Raw genomic sequence first — 17015 nt, forward strand, 5'->3', positions numbered from 1 at the left:
CCCTGGTCCATGATGCGTTGCACTCGACCCGGCCCGAGAAAGGGGACGTCAGTGGAAGCGGTGTTCGGCACCGTCGCGTTCGTGTTGCTGCTCCTCCTCATCGGCGGAGCGGCGTTGTTCCGGCGGCTGTACAACGACAGCCAGCGCAGGCTGGACGACGCCGTCTCGGCCGTGCGCGAGGAGCGCGACCGGTCCGACGCGCACGCCGCGGCCCTGCGTCGCTACGAGGTCATGTTCGCGTCGATCAGTGGCCGGGGTGAGCTCGGCGAGCAGGTGCTCGTGGAGACCGCGCGGTCGCTCGGTCTGCGGGAGGGCCTGCACTTCACACTGCAGACCGACGTGGCAGGCGGCGGGTCCGTGCGGCCGGACATGCTGCTGTCGGTCGGCGACGGCAGGCTCGTGCCGGTCGACGCCAAGATGACGATCGCCTGCTGGATGGAGGCGGTCGAGACCGACGACCCGGAGGAGCGCGCGGACGCGTTGCGGGTGCACGTGCGCAACATCCGGTCCAGGGCGACCGAACTCGCGGGCAAGGGCTACCAGCGGTGGGCGGACGCGATCTACGGCACGATCATGTTCGTCCCGTCCGACGCCGCGGTGGTCGCCGCGCTGGACACCGACTCCGACCTGCTGCGCTGGCTGCTGGACCGGCGGGTCTTCGTGTGCGGGCCGACGGGGTTCGCGGTGATCGCGTCCGCGGCGATGCTCGCGGCCAGCGAACGGGTGCTCGCCGCCGACATCGACGCGCTGCGCGGGCAGGCCCTCGCCGCGCACCGGGCGGCGGAGGGCGCGGTGGACGCGGTCAACGTGTCGAGCACGCACCTGCAGCGGTTCCTGCAGGCCCGGCGTCGTGAGCTGGACGCGCTGAACCAGTTCACGTCCGCGGTCGTGCCGTTGACCGAGGCGGCGGCCAGTCCGACGCCACTCCCCGCGGTACGGCGGTCCGACGAGATCGTCACGAACTCCTCGCCTACTGCGCGTGACGCACAGCCCGCTGAGCAGTACGGCGAACTGCCGGAGGTGGAGGTGCCTCTGGATCGTTGACCACCCACAACTCAATACGGGCCTGCCCGCGGAGCACCGGCAGCGGACAGTGATCGGCTGTGTCCTGGTTCACATCATGGGGTGGCATCAGGGGTGCCGTTTTCAGAACGCTGGCCGGACGAGTGCGCAAACCTACTAACGTGTGCGCCGTGACCGCGACCCGCGATCGCAGGAGCGATCCCGAAGTAGATGCCGAACTGGCGTGGGACGACCGTCCCATCATCGGGCAGTTCCGTGGCCTGCAGTGGTGGGCGGCGGTCCTGCTGGCGTTCGGCCTGACGGCGATCGCCGCGTTCGTCGACATGAAGCTGCAGGACACCCTGGGGAAGATCTACCAGGGCGCCTTCGTGGTCGGCTGCGTTGGTGCGGTCTGTCTCGTGCGTAGGCGAAGTCTGTTCGGGCCGATGGTGCAACCGCCGCTGATCTTCGCGATCACCGCGGTGGGTGCGGTCGCGCTGCTGAGCGACGAGTCGTCAGGCGGCGGGATGAAGCTGCTCCTGTCGGTCGCTCTGCCGTTGACGAGCAACTTCCCGACGATGGGCATCACGACCGGCGTGGTCGTCCTCATCGGGCTGTACCGGTGGTGGCGCGAGCGCGACCCCGACCCGGAGGTGCGGTCGAACCCGCCGAGGCAGCGCGGGACCGACATCGGTCTCGACGACGAGCCGGGGCAGGACATCGCTGGACGCGACCGGGAGCGGTCGGGCAAGGACCGGGCGGGAACGCCACCACGCCGTGGCCGTCCGGAGATGGAAGAGCTGCCACCGCCCGACGATGGTGTCGCGCGTCGCTCGACGGGCCGTGCACCGCGCCCCTCACCTGAGCCCTCGGCGGGTCGTGAGGGCGGGCGGGACTCCGGTCGTGAACCGCGGCGCCGGGATGCCGGTGCCGGTCGGCCGGAGCGTGGCCGGGGTGAGCCGCCCGCGGACGCGCCCCGGCGGGGTCGTGGCGGTGAGCCGTCGCCGCGTCGACGTGAGCCGGGGGCCGACGGTGGCAAGTCCAAGTCCAAGTCCCGGGACGAGCGCGGTCGTCGCGACTCGGGCCGGGACGATGGCCGCGAGGGCCGCGACGGGCGCGGTGGTGGGCAGGGACGTTCCCCGCGCCGTCGCCCGCCGGAGAGCTACCGCTGACCCGGCACGACGTGTGCGGTGCCGCGGCAGTGACCGCCGCCCGGCGGACCGGTCAGCGGACGCTGCCCTGGAGGTCGTTGTCCTTCAATGCCTTGCGCAGCTCACGCGGGAGGGCGAACGCGACCTTCTCGTTGGCCGTGGTGACTTCCTGGACCTCGCCGTAACCGCGGTCGGCGAGCCACGACAGCAGGTCCATCACCAGGATGTCCGGCACGGACGCGCCGCTCGTCACGCCGACGGTCTCGACGCCGTCGAGCCATGCCTCGTCGACCTCGCGTGCGTAGTCGACCAGGTACGACGCCTTCGCGCCCGCCTGGAGCGCCACCTCGACAAGTCGCTTGGAGTTGGACGAGTTCTGGGACCCGACCACGATCACCAGGTCACAGTCGGGGGCCATCGCCTTCACCGCGACCTGGCGGTTCTGGGTGGCGTAGCAGATGTCGTCGCTCGGCGGGTCCTGCAACTCGGGGAAACGGCCCTTGAGCTGGTTGACGCGGACCATCGTCTCGTCGACGGACAGCGTGGTCTGCGACAGCCACACGACCTTCGACGGGTCGCGGACGGTGACCTTCGCGGCGTCCTCGGCCGTGTCGACGAGCTGCACGTGCTCGGGTGCCTCACCAGCCGTGCCCTCGACCTCCTCGTGGCCCTCGTGGCCGATGAGGAGGATGTCGTAGTCGTCGCGGGCGAAGCGTTTGGCCTCCTGGTGGACCTTCGTCACCAGCGGACAGGTCGCGTCGATGGTGCGCAGCTGCCGGGACTCGGCCTGCTCGTGCACCGCGGGCGACACGCCGTGCGCGGAGAACACCACGAGCGCTCCCTCCGGCACCTCGTCCGCCTCGTCGACGAAGATGGCGCCGCGTTCGGTGAGGGTCTCGACCACGTGCTTGTTGTGGACGATCTCCTTCCGCACGTAGACGGGCGCGCCGTAGGTCTCGAGCGCCTTCTCGACGGTCACGACGGCGCGGTCGACCCCAGCGCAGTACCCGCGCGGCTTGGCCAGCAGAACTCGCTTGGTCATGGCACCCAGCGTACGGACCGGACACCTGTGTAGGCAGATCGGCTGGACTGGTGCAGGCTAGACACATGAAGTCACTCCCGCTCCCCATCCGGGTTGCGGCCGGTCTCGCCGTCACGGCCGTGGAACAGGCCCGCACGCTGCCCGCCAAGATCGCCGGGCTGCCGGTCACCGTGGCGAGCCAGGCCCTGCAGGTCTCGATGCGTGTGCAACAGCAGGTCACCGAGCTGGCGATCCGTGGCGACGAGGTGCTCTCCGGTCTCCGTCCCGTCGAGGAGACGCCGGAATGGGCGACCTTCGACGAGGACGTGGCGGACGACGGCTTCGACTTCAGCAAGCCGGCGCCGTTCGAGTCGGCGTTCGACCGGGTCGACGACGAGGACGACCGGCGTAACGGTCACCACACCTCGGGCACCGAGACGTTCGCCACACCCGACCCGTGGACGCAGGAAGAGCAGGCGATCGCGGAGGAGACCGCGGCGCACGAGGCCGGCCGTCCGCTGCCCGAGGCGACCGGTTACGACGACCTGTCGCTGCCGCAGCTGCGTGCCCGCCTGCGCCGCTTCACCCCCGACGAGCTCGCCGAGCTGCTCGAGTACGAACGCGCCCACGGCAACCGCCCGTCGTTCGTCGGCATGCTGACGCGGCGCATCGCGACCGTCCGCGACCAGACGTGACCGACCCCGCCACCAGTCCGGAGAAACCGTGGCCGGTGCGGACCGTCGCGCGCAAGGTCGCCGACTGGATCAACCGCCTCGGCGACGTGTGGGTCGAGGGCCAGGTCACGCAGATCTCCAACCGGCCGGGCACCGGCACCGCGTTCATCACCCTGCGGGACCCGGCCGCGGACGTCTCGATGACCGTCACCTGCCCGACCGGTGTGCTCCGCGAACACCAGCCGCCGCTGACCGACGGCACCCGCGTGATCCTGCACGCGCGGCCCGCGTTCTTCATCGGCCGCGGCACCCTGTCGCTGCGGGCGGACGAGATCCGCGCGGTTGGCATCGGCCAACTGCTCGCGCGCATCGAGCGCCTGCGCAAGCTCCTCGCCGCGGAGGGTCTGTTCGACCCGCGCCGCAAGCGGAAGCCGCCGTTCCTGCCGCACACCGTCGGTCTGATCACCGGACGCGCGTCGGCCGCCGAGCACGACGTGATGGTCAACGCCCGTGCCCGGTGGCCCGCCGTGCGGTTCCGGGTGGAGAACGTCGCCGTGCAGGGCGCGTTCGCCGTGCCGCAGATCGTCGACGCCCTTGGTGCGCTCGACCGGGACAAGAATGTGGACGTCATCGTGATCGCCCGGGGCGGCGGCAGCGTCGAGGACCTGCTGCCGTTCTCCGACGAGACGCTCCTGCGCGAGGTGTCGGGGTGCCGCACGCCCGTACTGAGCGCGATCGGGCACGAACAGGACACGCCGCTGCTCGACCACGTGGCCGACATCCGGTGCTCGACGCCGACCGACGCCGGCAAGCGGGTCGTGCCGGACATCACCGAGGAGACCGCGCGGGTGCGCCAGCTCCGCGACCGGGCGCGCCGGGCGCTGCACGGATGGGTGGATCGTGAGCGCCACCTGCTGACCGCGCTGCGCAGCCGGCCGGTTCTCGCCGATCCCATCACGCCGCTGGAGCAACGGAGTGCGCAGGTCAACATGCTCGTGGAGCGGTCACGGCGGGCGATGGCCGCGCTCGTGACCGCCGAACGAGCGGCGCTGGACCACACGAGGGCGCGCTTGACGACGCTCGGGCCAGCCGCCACGCTTGCGCGCGGATACGCGGTCGTGCAGCGGGTCGACGAAGAAGGCAACCCGCGAGTGCTCCGCTCGACGGCAGAGGCGCCGGACGGGACCCGTCTTCGGGTCCGTGTCGCCGATGGCGCGGTGCACGCGATCGCGTCCGGCAGGGGTGACGCGAGCGGAGGTAGCGGTGCCGAGACTGGATCGTGAGCCCACGTTCCTGCCATTGACCATCGAGACCACCAACGTGGTCACCCGCGCCTCGGTCACCGAGCCGGCGTTGCGCGCACCCGCCGACGTCGTGTCCCGCATGGCGAAGGAGGCCGACGCGGCCGCCGCCGACTGCTGGGCCGCGCTGCTCGCGGGCTGCGACGCGCCGGGCTGCCGCACGCTCCCGGTACGGTTGCGCGCGTTGTCCGAGGCGACGTCCGACTACGCCGGGATGCGCTGGTGGCTGGGCCGCGGCTCGCAGCACCGGCATCGGGTGAGCGCCGCACTCGAACGCATCGAGGAGGCGGTCGCCGAACGCGACGGCGCCGACTTCGCGGAGGCGTTCGTCGGATACGACCAGGCGGTGGCCGCCGCACTGGTGAACGCGCACAGCCGATTGGAGACCCACGCCCAGTGAGCGACGACCCGACCCTCGACTACGAGGCCGCCCGCGACGAGCTGGCGGAGGTGGTGGCCAGGCTGGAGGCGGGTGGCCTGTCCCTCGAGGACTCGCTCGCACTGTGGGAACGCGGTGAGGCACTGGCCAAACTCTGCGACCGCCACCTCGCGGGCGCGAAGGAACGCATCGAGTCGGCACTGGCGGCAGCGGAGTCGGAGAACGCCGCGCGCTGAGTTGTCCACAGCAGGGTGAGTTGTCCACAGGTAGCCCGCGAACGCCCTCGACTGTCGTACCCCACCGGTAGACTGGCACGGCGGGACGCCCCCGGGATCGGGTGGGGGTTGGGCAACGCGCGTGAGGCGGGAAGCCGCACGCGGCCCGCTGTTCGTGCCTGAACGTGCGGCTTCCCGCCTGGTGTTGTTCGCAGGTCCCTCAGTGGCCTTTGAAGGCCGGGGTTCGTTTGGTGACGAACGCGTCCACCGCTTCGCGGTGGTCCGCTGTTCCGCCCAGCAGTGTCTGGCCCTCGTTTTCCTTCGCCAATGCGGTTTCCAGGTCGGCGCCCGCCGCTGTCAGCAGTGCTTCCTTGATCTTCGCGTAGCCCGTTGTCGGGCCCGTCGCCATGCGCGACGCCAACTCCTGCGCGGTCGCCAGCGCGTCCTCCGCCACCTCGGTCACCATGCCGATCGACAGTGCCTGTTCGGCCGTCACCGGCTTCGCCAGCAGCATCATTTCCATCGCGCGGCCGTGACCGATCAGCCTCGGCAGCGTCCACGACGCGCCGGAGTCCGCGGTCAGGCCGATCGTGGCGAACGCCATCAGGAACTTCGCGCCCGGGGCCGCGACGCGCAGGTCGCACGCGTAGGCGAACGACGCGCCCGCGCCGGCCGCCATGCCGTTCACCGCCGCGATCACCGGCTTGCCCATCGTCGTGAGAGTGCGGACGATCGGGTTGTAGTGCTCCTCGACGGTCCTGAACGGCGCCGGGTCGTCCGACTGCAGCGCCGCCACGTGCTCCTTCAGGTCCTGACCAGCGCAGAACGCCTTGCCTGCACCGGTCAGCACCACCGCCCGCACCGCCGGGTCCGCCGCCGCGTCGGCCAGGCCGTCGCGCAACGTCTCCTTCAGTTCCACCGTCAGCGAGTTGTACGCCTCCGGGCGGTTGAGGGTGAACGTGCGAACACCCTCATGGTCCTCGACCAGCAGCGACGTCAAGACATCCTCCTCATGCACTGGACCTGGTTCGGGCGCCTCGGCTGAGGCATTCGGACAGGAAACTCTCCGCGGCGGGTGCGAGCCGCGCGGTGTGCTCGTCGAAGAACTCCGCGGCCGCCGTGCCCGCCCACTCCTTCGGCAGCACCTTCTCGGGCAGGCCGGGGTCGCGGAACAGGAACTTGCGCCACGCGTGCAGCAGCCGCTGCGACGCCGCGAACGCCTCGGCGGGCCGCGAACCGTCCACAGCGGAAACGATCGGTAGCCACTCGGTCACGAAAGCGGCATAGTCCGCGCCCAGCGCGTCCAGGTCCCACGCGCGGGCCGCGAGGTCCGCGTCGTCGCCGTCGTGCTCGCCGTGGAACAGCCTGCCCGCGATCCGCTCGGCCTCGAGGAGGTCCGCGAGTTCCGGCGACGGCCGCGGCGCGACCCACGTCGTGGGCCCCAACGGCCCGTAGCCGATCAGTCGCAGGGAAGAGTCGAGCCGGTCGCGGGCGCCGCGCGTCGGCAGCTCCTCCAGCACCAGCACGTGCCAGCGGCCGTCCCAAGTGGAGGGATGGGTGCGGTAGATGCGGGCGGCGGCCTCGTCGAGCCGCCGCTCCGCGCGCCTGGTGAGCGCGTAGCCGGGCCCGTCCTCCAGCCGCACCGGGCGCAGCCAGTCCTGCCGGACCATTCTGGACACGGCCGTGCGGATGGCGGGTGGTTCGAAGCCCAGGGGTTCGAGCAAACGGACCAGTGCGGCGATCGCGGCATGGCCACCTCTGGCTCTGAGGTAGCTGCCGAACACGTCGAACAGCGCGGACCGGGCTCGCACGATTTTCGAGTCTGTCAGTGCGAGGCGGCCGCGCGCCAGTGCGTTCGGACGCGTCTTGGCCGGTCATCGACACGCAAGTGATCGGTTCGATTTCACCGGCGAGATGCCATAGGGGAGAATGTCAGGGTCTTTGGCCGGGTGAGTCCGGCCGAGGTGGCAGGCTATGACGGAGGGAGCACGCTATGGCGGCCATGAAGCCCCGGACCGGGGACGGTCCCCTCGAGGTGACCAAGGAGGGTCGGGGCATCGTGATGCGCGTCCCACTAGAGGGCGGTGGGCGCCTCGTAGTCGAGATGTCGGCTGAGGAGGCAAGTGCCCTGGGTGACGCGTTGAAGGCCGCGGCTGGCTGACGGTCCAGAGTGGATTCTCTGATCAGGGATCCGTCGAGTATGGAGGTCCGTTGCAAACCTCGGTGCCCGGGTTACCGACGACACTTCCCGATGTAGAGGTGATCACCACGGCGCGGCGGGGAACCCCGCTCGCCGTGGTGTGCCGATCGGGAGACGCGGCACCCGCGTCGATGTCAGCTCGGGGGGAAGAGCTGACCGGCGAGTGGGTCAGTGCCGTCGAGCTGACCGGCAAGGCCGGTGAGGTCCAGCCCGGCCCGGCGGGATCCTCGGTGCGGTGGGTCGCGGGCGTCGGGGACGGCACCCCCGCGCAGTGGCGCACCGCGGGCGCCGCGCTGACCAAGGCACTCAACGCGCGGATGGCGAAGGACGCCGACGCGGGCCGGTCCCTGGAGCGGACGCTGCAGCTGGAGCTGCCCTCGTCCGTCGGTCCGGACGAGGTCAGCGAGCTGGTGTGCGGGCTGCGGCTGGGCGGGTACCGGTTCGCCGTGACGTCGGAGGTGGCGCCGCCGACGGTGCGCACGATCCGGCTGATCACCACCGACCCGGCGCTCGACGAGCCGGTGCGGCGTGCGGCCGTGCTCGCGCAGGCGACCGCGCTGGCGCGGGACCTCGCGAACACGCCGTCGAACGTCAAGGACCCGGCGTGGCTCGCGCGGATGGCGGTCCGTACCGCGGGCAAGGTCGCGGACGTCGTCGTGCGGGACGAGAAGTGGCTGGCGGTGCAGGGCTTCGGCGGGGTGCTCGCGGTGGGTGGCGGCTCGGCGCGCCCGCCGCGGTTCGTCGAGCTGACGTGGCGGCCGACCGCGAAGGCACCGCACATCGTGCTGGTCGGCAAGGGCATCACGTTCGACACGGGCGGCATCTCGGTCAAGCCCGCCGACGGCATGCACGTGATGCGCACCGACATGTCCGGCGGCGCGGCGGTGATCGCCGCGGTGGAGGCGATCGCGCGGCTCGGGCTGGACGTGCGGGTGACCGGGCTGGTGTCGTGCGCGGAGAACCACCTGTCCGGGTCGGCCTACCGGCCCGGTGACGTCGTGCGCCACTACGGCGGCCGCACGACCGAGGTGACGAACACCGACGCCGAGGGCCGCATGGTGATGGCGGACGCGCTGGCATACGCGGTGGACCGGCTGGCACCGGACCTGATCGTCGACGTCGCGACGCTGACCGGCGCGATGAAGGTGTCGCTCGGCCTGCGGATCGGCGGCCTGTTCGCGTCGACCGACGCGGTGGCGTCGCGGGTGCTGGCGGCGGGCGAAGCCGCGGGCGAACGCTGGTGGCGGATGCCGCTGGGCACGGACGCCGGTTCGGTGGCCGACGAGTTCGCGGACGCCGTGCGCAGCGAGATCGCGGACGTGCGCCAGTGCCCGCCTGGACCGGGCGGCATCGCGGCGGCGATGTTCCTGCGCGAGTTCACGGGCGGGCTGCCGTGGGCGCACCTTGACATCGCGGGCCCTGCTCGTTCGGACCGCACGTACGACGAGGTCAGCGCGGGTGCGACCGGGTTCGCGGCACGCACTCTCGTGGAGCTGGTGGCGGCGCACGCCTGAGGTTGTCCACAGCCGCGTCGGTTGTCCACAGTTGAGCTCGCGGGCCTTGTTCTGTCGGTGGGAGCCGGTAGACTGGCATGGCGGGACGCCCCCGGGTTCGGGTGGGGGTTGCGTTCCGGCCGGTTCGCGGATTTCGCAGGTCAGCTGGCTGTTGCCGGGGTCGCCAGTGGGCGGTAGCGGCGGGTGCGGGCCGCGAACACGCGGTCGAAGACCGCGAACTTGGCGAGGAAGACCGGGCCGCTCGCCGCCAGGTAGCTCAGCGTCAGCGCCACCGGCTGCCAGCGGCTGGGCAGCAGCGGCAGCACCAGGGCCTCCGCGGCCGTCGTCAGCGCGATCGACGCCACCCCGCCGACCAACGTCACCGTCAGGTACGTCGTCAACTGTGAGCGCAGCTTGCCCGCGGGCCACGCCCAGTACCGGACCATCAGGAAATGCGGCACCGAACCGGCCAGGAACGCGACCGTGCTCGCCGTCGTCGCGTCCACGCTCGTCAAGCCGTACACCGCCAGCAGCACGACCTGGCTGATCCCGGTGGCGATCCCGGACGCCACCGTGAAACGGGCCAGTCGGATGCGTGGAGGTGCCATGCGTCGAAGCTATTGGGCCCGGGCTGAACACGCTCTCAGGAACTTCCCTGAGCTTCCCCGGATCAACCCCGGTCAGGGTTCAGCCGCCAGATGACGTCCAGACCGTCCTCGCCCGGAGTGACCGGCTCCTGCGGCGGCCGCCGGTCCACCACCACGAAACCGAGCCGCTTCGGTACCGCCGCGCTGCGCGTGTTCGCCACGTCCGTGACGATCTCCACCCGTTGTGCCCCGGTCCGGAAGGCCTCCGCCACCAGCAGCGAAGCCGTCCGGGTCGCCACGCCCCGGCCGACGTGACCCGGGTGCAGCCAGTACCCCAGCTCCAGCCCACCGGGGCCGATCCGCGCCATCAGGCTCGCCGCGCCGGCCAGCCTGCCCGACACGAAGATCGCGTAGTTGAACGCCGCGCCCCGCTCCCAGTCGGGCCCCGTGCTCGCCACGAACGCCGCCGCCGCTTCCGGCGGGTAGCCATCCGCCACCCACGCCATCCACGGCCGCAGATGCGCCATCGACTCCCGCACGACCTGGTACAGCACCGGCGCGTCCTGCTCGCGCCAGCGCCGCAACGTCACCTCGCCGGACCCGAGCTGTTCGCGCATGTGCTCAGCCCAGCACCGACCGGTACACCGCCACCGTCTGCTCGGCCACCGACGCCCACGAGAACTCCGTGACCGCCCGTTCCCGGCCGGCGTCGCCCATCAGCTTCGCCCGGTACGGGTCGGCGAGCAGCCGGTTCACGGCGTCCGCGAGACCCGACCGGAACGCGGACTCGTCCGCCTCGTCGTAGTGCACCAGCAGACCGGTCCTGCCATCGGCCACGACCTCGGGGATGCCGCCGACGTCCGACGCGACGACCGCCGTGCCGCACGCCATCGCCTCCAGGTTCACGATGCCGAGCGGCTCGTACACCGACGGGCACACGAACACCGTCGCGTGGCTCAGGAACTGCCGCACCTCCGCGGGCTGCAGCATCTTCTGGATCCAGTACACGCCCGGCCGCGCAGCCGCGAGCTCCGACACCGCCGCCGTCGTCTCCCGCGCGATCTCCGGTGTGTCCGGCGCGCCTGCGCACAGCACCAGCTGCGCCTCGGGGTCGATCTGGTGCGCGGCCGCGATCAGGTGCCCGACACCCTTCTGCCGGGTGATCCGCCCGACGAACACCACGATCGGGCGATCCGGGTCCACGCCGTAGTGCCGCAGCGCGTCCGACTCCGCCACCGGGTGGTAGGCCGACGAGTCGATGCCGTTGCGCACCACCCGCACCCGCTGCGGGTCGAGCGCCGGGTAGCAGCCGAGCACGTCGGTGCGCATGCCCTCGCTCACCGCGATGATCGCGTCCGCCGACTCGTACGCCGTCCGCTCCACCCACGACGACAGCCGGTAGCCGCCGCCGAGCTGCTCGGCCTTCCACGGTCTGCGCGGCTCCAGCGAGTGCGCGGTGACCACGTGCGGGACGTCGTAGAGGATCTTCGCGAGGTGCCCCGCGTGGTTGGCGTACCACGTGTGCGAGTGCACGAGGTCGGCGCCGTCGACGGCCGCGGTGATCGACAGGTCCGCCGACAACGTCCGCAACGCCTGGTTGGCCCGCTCGAGGCCCGCTGCCGGGTTGTGCGAGTGGACGCCCTCGCCGGAGCGCGGCCCGCCGAAACAGTGCACGTCGACGTCGACCAGCTCGCGCAACCTCGGAACGAGGAACTCGACGTGAACGCCAGCGCCGCCGTAGACCTCCGGCGGCCATTCCCGAGTCAACAGCCCGATACGCACATGGCCCAAGGTAGCCGTACCAGTGCGAACGCGGTTAGGGTCAGCCACGTGAAGGGCCAGCAGCCACACGTGCTCGCGATCGTGCTCGCCGGGGGTGAAGGGAAGCGGCTGTGGCCGCTCACCGCTGACAGAGCCAAACCCGCGGTGCCGTTCGGTGGCAACTACCGGCTGATCGACTTCGTGCTGTCCAACCTGGTGAACGCCGGTTACCACCGGTTATGCGTGCTCACGCAGTACAAGTCGCACTCACTGGACCGGCACATCTCGACCACGTGGCGGCTGTCGAGCGTGCTGGGGCAGTACATCACCCCGGTGCCCGCGCAGCAGCGGCTCGGACCGAGGTGGTACACCGGCAGCGCGGACGCGATCTTCCAGTCGCTGAACCTCGTCTACGACGAGAAACCGGACCACATCGTGGTGTTCGGCGCCGACCACGTCTACCGGATGGACCCCTCGCAGATGGTCGAGGAGCACGTCGACGCGGGTGCGGGGGTGACCGTCGCCGGGATCCGCGTGCCGCGCAACGAGGCGAGGGCGTTCGGCTGCATCGACTCGGACGCGTCCGGGAAGATCACCCGGTTCCTGGAGAAGCCCGCCGCGCCGCCATCGGTGCCGGACGACCCGAACGTCACGTTCGCGTCCATGGGCAACTACGTGTTCCGCACGGAGACGCTGCTCGACGCGCTGCGGGAGGACGCCGCCAACCCCGAGTCGATGCACGACATGGGCGGCGACATCATCCCGATGCTGGTCGGGCGTGGCGAGGCGCGGGTGTACGACTTCGGTGACAACGAGGTGCCCGGCGCGACCGAGCGTGACCGCGGGTACTGGCGGGACGTCGGAACGCTCGACGCCTACTACGACTCGCACCTGGACCTGGTGTCCGTGCACCCGGTGTTCAACCTCTACAACCACCGGTGGCCGATCCGGACGGCGACGCCGCCGCTGCCGCCCGCGAAGTTCGTGAACTCGGGCAGCGCGGTGGAGTCGATCATCGGGCCGGGGTCGATCGTGTCCGGGTCGTCGGTGCGCGACTCGGTGATCAGCGCGGACGTGGTGATCGAGGACGGCGCGCAGGTCGAGGGGAGCGTGCTGCTGCCCGGCGTGCGGGTCGGCAAGGGCGCCGTGGTGCGGCGGGCGATCCTCGACAAGAACGTGGAGGTCTCCGAGGGCGCGGAGATCGGCGTCGACCTGGACGCGGACCGGCAGCGGTGGACCGTGTCGGCGGGCGGCGTGGTCGTGCTCGGCAAGGGCGAACGAGTCGAGTGAACCGCGGCCTCGCGGCCGTGCGCGTGGATGTGACAGAAGCCACTGGGCGGCTGAGTTGTCCACAGCAGGGTGAGTTGTCCACAGGTAGCCCGCGAACGCCCTCGACTGTCGTACCCCACCGGTAGACTGGCACGGCGGGACGCCCCCGGGATCGGGTGGGGGTTGGGCAACGCGCGTGCGAGCGGATTCAGCGGGCGCCGGGACGACACAGCGAGGCGAGCCGGGCCGCGACTCCTCCGTCAGCGGCCCGGTGGCGACGCCGCGACCGCGTCAGCCCGTCTTGGCCGCCACCAGCAAGCCGTCACCGATCGGCAGCAGTACCGGGACCAGACGGTCGTCGTCCCGCACGACTCTCGCGACCTCCCGCAGCGCGACGGTCTCCGCGTCCCGGCGGGCCGGGTTCGCGACCCCGCCCGACCACAGGACGCTGCTGAACGCGATCACGCCACCAGGGCGCAGCAGCCGCACCCCCTGCTCGTGGTACCCGGGGTACTCCTGCTTCGCGGCGTCGACGAACAGCAGGTCGTACGCCTCCTCGGTCAGCCGGGGCAGCACGTCCAGGGCACGGCCCATGATCAGGCGCGTGCGGCCGGGCGCGATCTTCGCCTCCATGAACGTGCGTTTCGCCGCGCCCTGCGGTTCCGGGTCCACGTCGATGGACGTGAGCACCCCGTCCTGCGCCATGCCGCGCAGCAGGTAGAGGCCACTGACGCCGGCGCCGGTGCCGACCTCGACCACGGCTTTCGCCTGTGTCGCTGCTGCCAGGAAGCGCAGCGCGGAGCCGCCTGCCCGCGTGATCGGGGCGCAGCCGAGCTGCACTCCCCGCTTGCGGGCCGCGGCCAGCGTGTCGTCCTCGGTGAGGTAGCCCTCGACGTACGCGTTCAACGCGTCCGAGTCGATCGTCGGCGTATCGGATGCCACGAAGTGTGAGATTAGCGTTGTCCGGGCCCGGACCGGGTGATAAGGCCCCCGGTCGATTCTCAGGTGGTTCTCAGACGACTCTCACTAGCTTCATATCGACGACCGACATGATCCTTGGTGACAGTAGGTCACAGGGTCAGGGGGATGGGGAACACGATGAACATGGCAGGCGTTGAGAAGGGTAGTGGGTTCACCGACCCGGAAGAGGTGGGACACCGCCCGATGCCTACGCAGACCGCCGACGCCGCGCCCGTCACCATCGACGATGCCGCGTGGACACCGCCATCGTGGGACGAGGTCGTGCGCGAGCACGCCGACCGTGTCTACCGCCTCGCCTACCGCCTGACCGGCAACGCGCACGACGCGGAGGACCTGACCCAGGAGACGTTCATCCGGGTATTCCGGTCGCTCGCGAACTACAAGCCCGGCACCTTCGAGGGCTGGCTGCACCGCATCACCACGAACCTGTTCCTCGACATGGCGCGCCGCCGGTCGCGGCTGCGCATGGAGGGGCTGCCAGAGGACACCGACCGGCTGGCGGGCGACGACCCGAGCCCGGAGCAGGTGTACGTCGAGACACACCTGGACCCTGACCTGCAGGCCGCGCTGGACGAGCTGCCCCCCGAGTTCCGGGCCGCGGTCGTGCTGTGTGACGTGGAAGGCCTCTCCTACGAGGAGATCGGCGCCACCCTGAACGTGAAGTTGGGTACTGTTCGCAGCAGGATCCACCGTGGGCGGCAGGCCCTGCGCGCGTCGCTGGAGCGCCGCCGTGAACTGGTACGGGAGGGTAGGTCGTGACCGACGAGCGCGGTTGGGGTCTGTCCGAACAGCATCTTCTTCCCGATGCGGTGGTGGCGTTCGTCGACGGTGAGCTGTCGGCGACGGCGCACGACCGTGCCGCGTCGCACGTCGCACGATGTGGCTCGTGCGCGGCCGAGATCTCCGCGCAGCGGCAGGCGGCGTCCGCCGTCCAGTCCGCCAACGCCTTCTCCGCGCCTGCCGGGCTGCTCGCGAACCTGATGGCGATCCCCGAGCAGGTGGAGATGCCGTCGGTGCCCGACGGTCTCGCGATGACCCAGGACGGCCAGCTGGTCGCCGTGCAGCGACCCGACCGGGTCCCGCAGCTCGGAGGCACCGCGCCGTTGGGAAGTTCGGCGAAACTCGGCGAGGGCGGCGCGGTCCTCGGGCGTAGGTCTGGCCGCCGCGCAGCACAGGGCGCCGGCGTGGTCGTGTCCGGGCTCGTGCTCGGTGCGCTCGCGCTCGTCACGACGTCCAGCAGTGGCGAGGAGCCCGCACCCGCACCGGCCAACGGTGAGCAGCGGCCCGCGGTCGTCGGTGGCGGCACCATGCAGCAGGCCGGTTATGCCGCGACGCTGCACGTCACCAACCGCTAGCGCAACGCCGACTTCACTGCTTGTGCGGCAGGCTTGGCGACGATGAACAGCCAGTGGAACCCCGAGCCGGGCCCGCCGTCGAACGGCAGCGCCGTTCCCGGCAGTGACGACCGACCCCGGCTCGGACCACGTCCGTTGGCGCACCCACCGGTCGACCCCGGCGCGGCCGCCGTGTTCGGCCGCCCGACCGGTGTCGACGGCGCGTTCTCTCCCCACTCACCGCAGCAGCCCGCGTTCGGTGAGCTGAAGACCGCACCGCCCCCGCCTGAGGCGCTGTCGTCCGCGTTCGGCAGGCCGGAGGGCAACCAGGAACTGCTGCAGCGTCCGCCCTCGGACGAGCACGACGCCAACGGCGTCGACCCGTGGGACCCGGACGCCGCGCACGACCCGTGGCGTGACCCGTCGGCGGGCGCTGTCATCGGCCCGCCCGCTGTCGGCCCCGACAAGGTGACCGACGGTGAGAAGCCGGACGCCAAGTCACCCGCCCAGCTGCTGAGCCTGCCGGAGGTGCTGTTCGGGCGCCGCGTGAAGGTGTCCGCGCTCGTGTTCCTCGCGGTGCTGGCGCTGGTCATCGGCGTCGGCGGCGGGGTAGCCGCGTACTTCGTCGCCGACCGGGGCGACCAGCTGACCAGTGACGCCACCCTCGCGGAGGTGACACCGGGCAAGGAGCGGGCGCCGGGTTCGGTCGCCGACATCGCGAAGCGGGTGCGGCCGGCGGTCGTGACGATCGAGGTGCGTTCCGAGCAGGGCGCGGGCGTCGGGTCCGGTGCGGTGATCGACAGCGCCGGTTACATCCTGACCAACGAGCACGTCGTGACGCTCGGCGGCGCGGTGTCCGAGGGCCAGCAGATCACCGTGGTGTTCAACGACGGCAAGCGCGTGGAGGCGAAGCTCGTCGGGTCGGACCCGAAGATGGACCTCGCGGTCGTGAAGGTCGAGGCCGACGTCTCCACCGTGATCCAGCTCGGCAAGTCCTCGGACCTCGCGGTCGGCGACACCGTACTCGCGATCGGCTCCCCGCTCGGCGAGACCGACACGGTGACGCTCGGCATCGTCAGCGCGCTGAACCGGCCGATCGTGGTCGGCGAGGAGGACGGCGTGCCCGCGGTCTACGACGCGATCCAGACCGACGCGGCGATCAACCACGGCAACTCGGGCGGTCCGCTGGTCGACTCGACGGGCACGCTCGTCGGCATCAACACGTCGATCATCTCGACGTCCGAGGAGGGCGGCAGCATCGGTCTCGGCTACGCCATCCCCATCGACGACGCCCGCCCGGTGGCCGAGTCGCTGATCAGGACCGGCAAGGTCAACCACGCCGACCTGGGCGTGAACGCCGCGTCGGTGTCGGCGGAGACGGCCGAGGGCGCCCGGGTCCAGAACGTCCGCGAAGGCGGCGCCGCCGCCAAGGCGGGTATCAGGCAGAACGACGTCATCAGGAGAGTCGGTGACCGGCCGATCGCGAACGCGGCGGAACTGATCGTCGCGGTGCGCCACCACAGGATCGGCGACACGGTGCCGGTCGTACTGGCGCGCGACGGCCGCGAACTGACGGTTCAGGTGACGTTGCAGTCGGATTGACCGGCTACGCTGGACAGCGGCGTCGGAGTTGCGTTGCTTCGGAGG

The 17015-nt window shown here is 71.1% G+C and carries 19 protein-coding genes; 12 read left to right on the plus strand and 7 right to left on the minus strand.

The features are described from left to right. Positions 1 to 51: 51 nt before the first annotated feature. Positions 52 to 1044 (plus strand): DNA recombination protein RmuC, encoded by a 993-nt coding sequence (rmuC, locus tag ACFPCV_RS06920; RefSeq protein ID WP_378055202.1) that lies wholly within the window; start codon positions 52 to 54, stop codon positions 1042 to 1044. Between the two features lie 149 nt (positions 1045 to 1193). Further along, entirely contained in the window at positions 1194 to 2174 is a 981-nt protein-coding gene (locus ACFPCV_RS06925) for a DUF6542 domain-containing protein (protein WP_378055203.1), read from the plus strand. Positions 2175 to 2226: 52 nt separating this feature from the next. On the opposite strand, the gene ACFPCV_RS06930 is transcribed toward ACFPCV_RS06925, so the two are convergent. Next, on the minus strand, positions 2227 to 3195 hold the full coding sequence (locus ACFPCV_RS06930; RefSeq protein WP_378055204.1) for a 4-hydroxy-3-methylbut-2-enyl diphosphate reductase: 969 nt from the start codon (positions 3193 to 3195) through the stop codon (positions 2227 to 2229). A gap of 65 nt (positions 3196 to 3260) precedes the next feature. Here ACFPCV_RS06930 and ACFPCV_RS06935 point away from each other — a divergent pair, with 65 nt between their 5' ends. Genes ACFPCV_RS06935 through ACFPCV_RS06950 form a run of 4 tightly spaced genes read left to right on the plus strand, consistent with a single transcriptional unit; the run spans position 3261 to position 5764 of the window. Then, positions 3261 to 3869, plus strand: coding sequence for a lipid droplet-associated protein (locus ACFPCV_RS06935; protein WP_378055205.1), 609 nt, complete (start codon positions 3261 to 3263; stop codon positions 3867 to 3869). Continuing rightward, entirely contained in the window at positions 3866 to 5131 is a 1266-nt protein-coding gene (gene xseA / locus ACFPCV_RS06940; RefSeq protein WP_378055206.1) for an exodeoxyribonuclease VII large subunit, read from the plus strand. The genes ACFPCV_RS06935 and xseA overlap by 4 nt, the downstream gene beginning before the upstream one ends. Beyond that, positions 5112 to 5549: a sugar ABC transporter substrate-binding protein gene (locus ACFPCV_RS06945; RefSeq protein ID WP_378055207.1), complete on the plus strand. Its 438-nt coding sequence runs from the start codon at positions 5112 to 5114 to the stop codon at positions 5547 to 5549. The genes xseA and ACFPCV_RS06945 overlap by 20 nt, the downstream gene beginning before the upstream one ends. Further along, positions 5546 to 5764 carry an exodeoxyribonuclease VII small subunit gene (locus ACFPCV_RS06950; protein WP_378055208.1) on the plus strand — a complete coding sequence of 73 codons (219 nt, stop codon included), beginning with the start codon at positions 5546 to 5548 and terminating at the stop codon, positions 5762 to 5764. The genes ACFPCV_RS06945 and ACFPCV_RS06950 overlap by 4 nt, the downstream gene beginning before the upstream one ends. Positions 5765 to 5963: 199 nt before the next feature. Here the strand turns inward: ACFPCV_RS06950 and ACFPCV_RS06955 are convergent, their stop codons facing one another. Together ACFPCV_RS06955 and ACFPCV_RS06960 are read right to left on the minus strand one after the other, a co-directional pair. Beyond that, on the minus strand, positions 5964 to 6743 hold the full coding sequence (locus tag ACFPCV_RS06955) for an enoyl-CoA hydratase-related protein (RefSeq protein WP_378055209.1): 780 nt from the start codon (positions 6741 to 6743) through the stop codon (positions 5964 to 5966). A gap of 10 nt (positions 6744 to 6753) precedes the next feature. Then, positions 6754 to 7554, minus strand: coding sequence for a PaaX family transcriptional regulator (locus ACFPCV_RS06960; RefSeq protein WP_378055210.1), 801 nt, complete (start codon positions 7552 to 7554; stop codon positions 6754 to 6756). A gap of 182 nt (positions 7555 to 7736) precedes the next feature. On the opposite strand from ACFPCV_RS06960, the gene ACFPCV_RS06965 reads away from it, so the two are divergent. Further along, entirely contained in the window at positions 7737 to 7904 is a 168-nt protein-coding gene (locus ACFPCV_RS06965; protein WP_075127418.1) for a DUF3117 domain-containing protein, read from the plus strand. Between the two features lie 50 nt (positions 7905 to 7954). Further along, positions 7955 to 9457: a leucyl aminopeptidase family protein gene (locus ACFPCV_RS06970; protein WP_378055211.1), complete on the plus strand. Its 1503-nt coding sequence runs from the start codon at positions 7955 to 7957 to the stop codon at positions 9455 to 9457. Between the two features lie 140 nt (positions 9458 to 9597). On the opposite strand, the gene ACFPCV_RS06975 is transcribed toward ACFPCV_RS06970, so the two are convergent. The 3 genes from ACFPCV_RS06975 to glgA all read right to left on the minus strand — a co-directional run bounded on the left by ACFPCV_RS06975 (position 9598) and on the right by glgA (position 11805). Next, positions 9598 to 10044 (minus strand): GtrA family protein, encoded by a 447-nt coding sequence (locus tag ACFPCV_RS06975; RefSeq protein WP_378055212.1) that lies wholly within the window; start codon positions 10042 to 10044, stop codon positions 9598 to 9600. Positions 10045 to 10106: 62 nt separating this feature from the next. Further along, positions 10107 to 10640 (minus strand): GNAT family N-acetyltransferase, encoded by a 534-nt coding sequence (locus ACFPCV_RS06980; RefSeq protein WP_378055213.1) that lies wholly within the window; start codon positions 10638 to 10640, stop codon positions 10107 to 10109. 4 nt (positions 10641 to 10644) lie between these two features. Next, complete coding sequence (gene glgA, locus ACFPCV_RS06985) at positions 10645 to 11805, minus strand: glycogen synthase (protein WP_378055214.1); 1161 nt, start codon at positions 11803 to 11805, stop codon at positions 10645 to 10647. A gap of 48 nt (positions 11806 to 11853) precedes the next feature. On the opposite strand from glgA, the gene glgC reads away from it, so the two are divergent. After that, on the plus strand, positions 11854 to 13074 hold the full coding sequence (gene glgC / locus ACFPCV_RS06990) for a glucose-1-phosphate adenylyltransferase (protein WP_378055215.1): 1221 nt from the start codon (positions 11854 to 11856) through the stop codon (positions 13072 to 13074). Positions 13075 to 13344: 270 nt separating this feature from the next. Here glgC and ACFPCV_RS06995 read toward each other — a convergent pair whose 3' ends face one another. Further along, positions 13345 to 13995: an O-methyltransferase gene (locus ACFPCV_RS06995; RefSeq protein WP_378055216.1), complete on the minus strand. Its 651-nt coding sequence runs from the start codon at positions 13993 to 13995 to the stop codon at positions 13345 to 13347. A 222-nt stretch (positions 13996 to 14217) separates the two neighbouring features. On the opposite strand from ACFPCV_RS06995, the gene sigE reads away from it, so the two are divergent. The 3 genes from sigE to ACFPCV_RS07010 are packed head-to-tail and all read left to right on the plus strand — an operon-like array spanning position 14218 to position 16970. Further along, positions 14218 to 14793 (plus strand): RNA polymerase sigma factor SigE, encoded by a 576-nt coding sequence (sigE, locus tag ACFPCV_RS07000; protein WP_378055217.1) that lies wholly within the window; start codon positions 14218 to 14220, stop codon positions 14791 to 14793. Beyond that, on the plus strand, positions 14790 to 15389 hold the full coding sequence (locus tag ACFPCV_RS07005; RefSeq protein ID WP_378055218.1) for an anti-sigma factor family protein: 600 nt from the start codon (positions 14790 to 14792) through the stop codon (positions 15387 to 15389). Before sigE ends, ACFPCV_RS07005 begins: the two co-directional genes overlap by 4 nt. 42 nt (positions 15390 to 15431) lie before the next feature. Beyond that, positions 15432 to 16970, plus strand: coding sequence for a S1C family serine protease (locus tag ACFPCV_RS07010; RefSeq protein ID WP_378055219.1), 1539 nt, complete (start codon positions 15432 to 15434; stop codon positions 16968 to 16970). Positions 16971 to 17015: the final 45 nt, after the last annotated feature.

Origin of the sequence: Actinophytocola glycyrrhizae, from assembly GCF_042653545.1 — a bacterium.
Taxonomy (GTDB): domain Bacteria; phylum Actinomycetota; class Actinomycetes; order Mycobacteriales; family Pseudonocardiaceae; genus Actinophytocola; species Actinophytocola glycyrrhizae.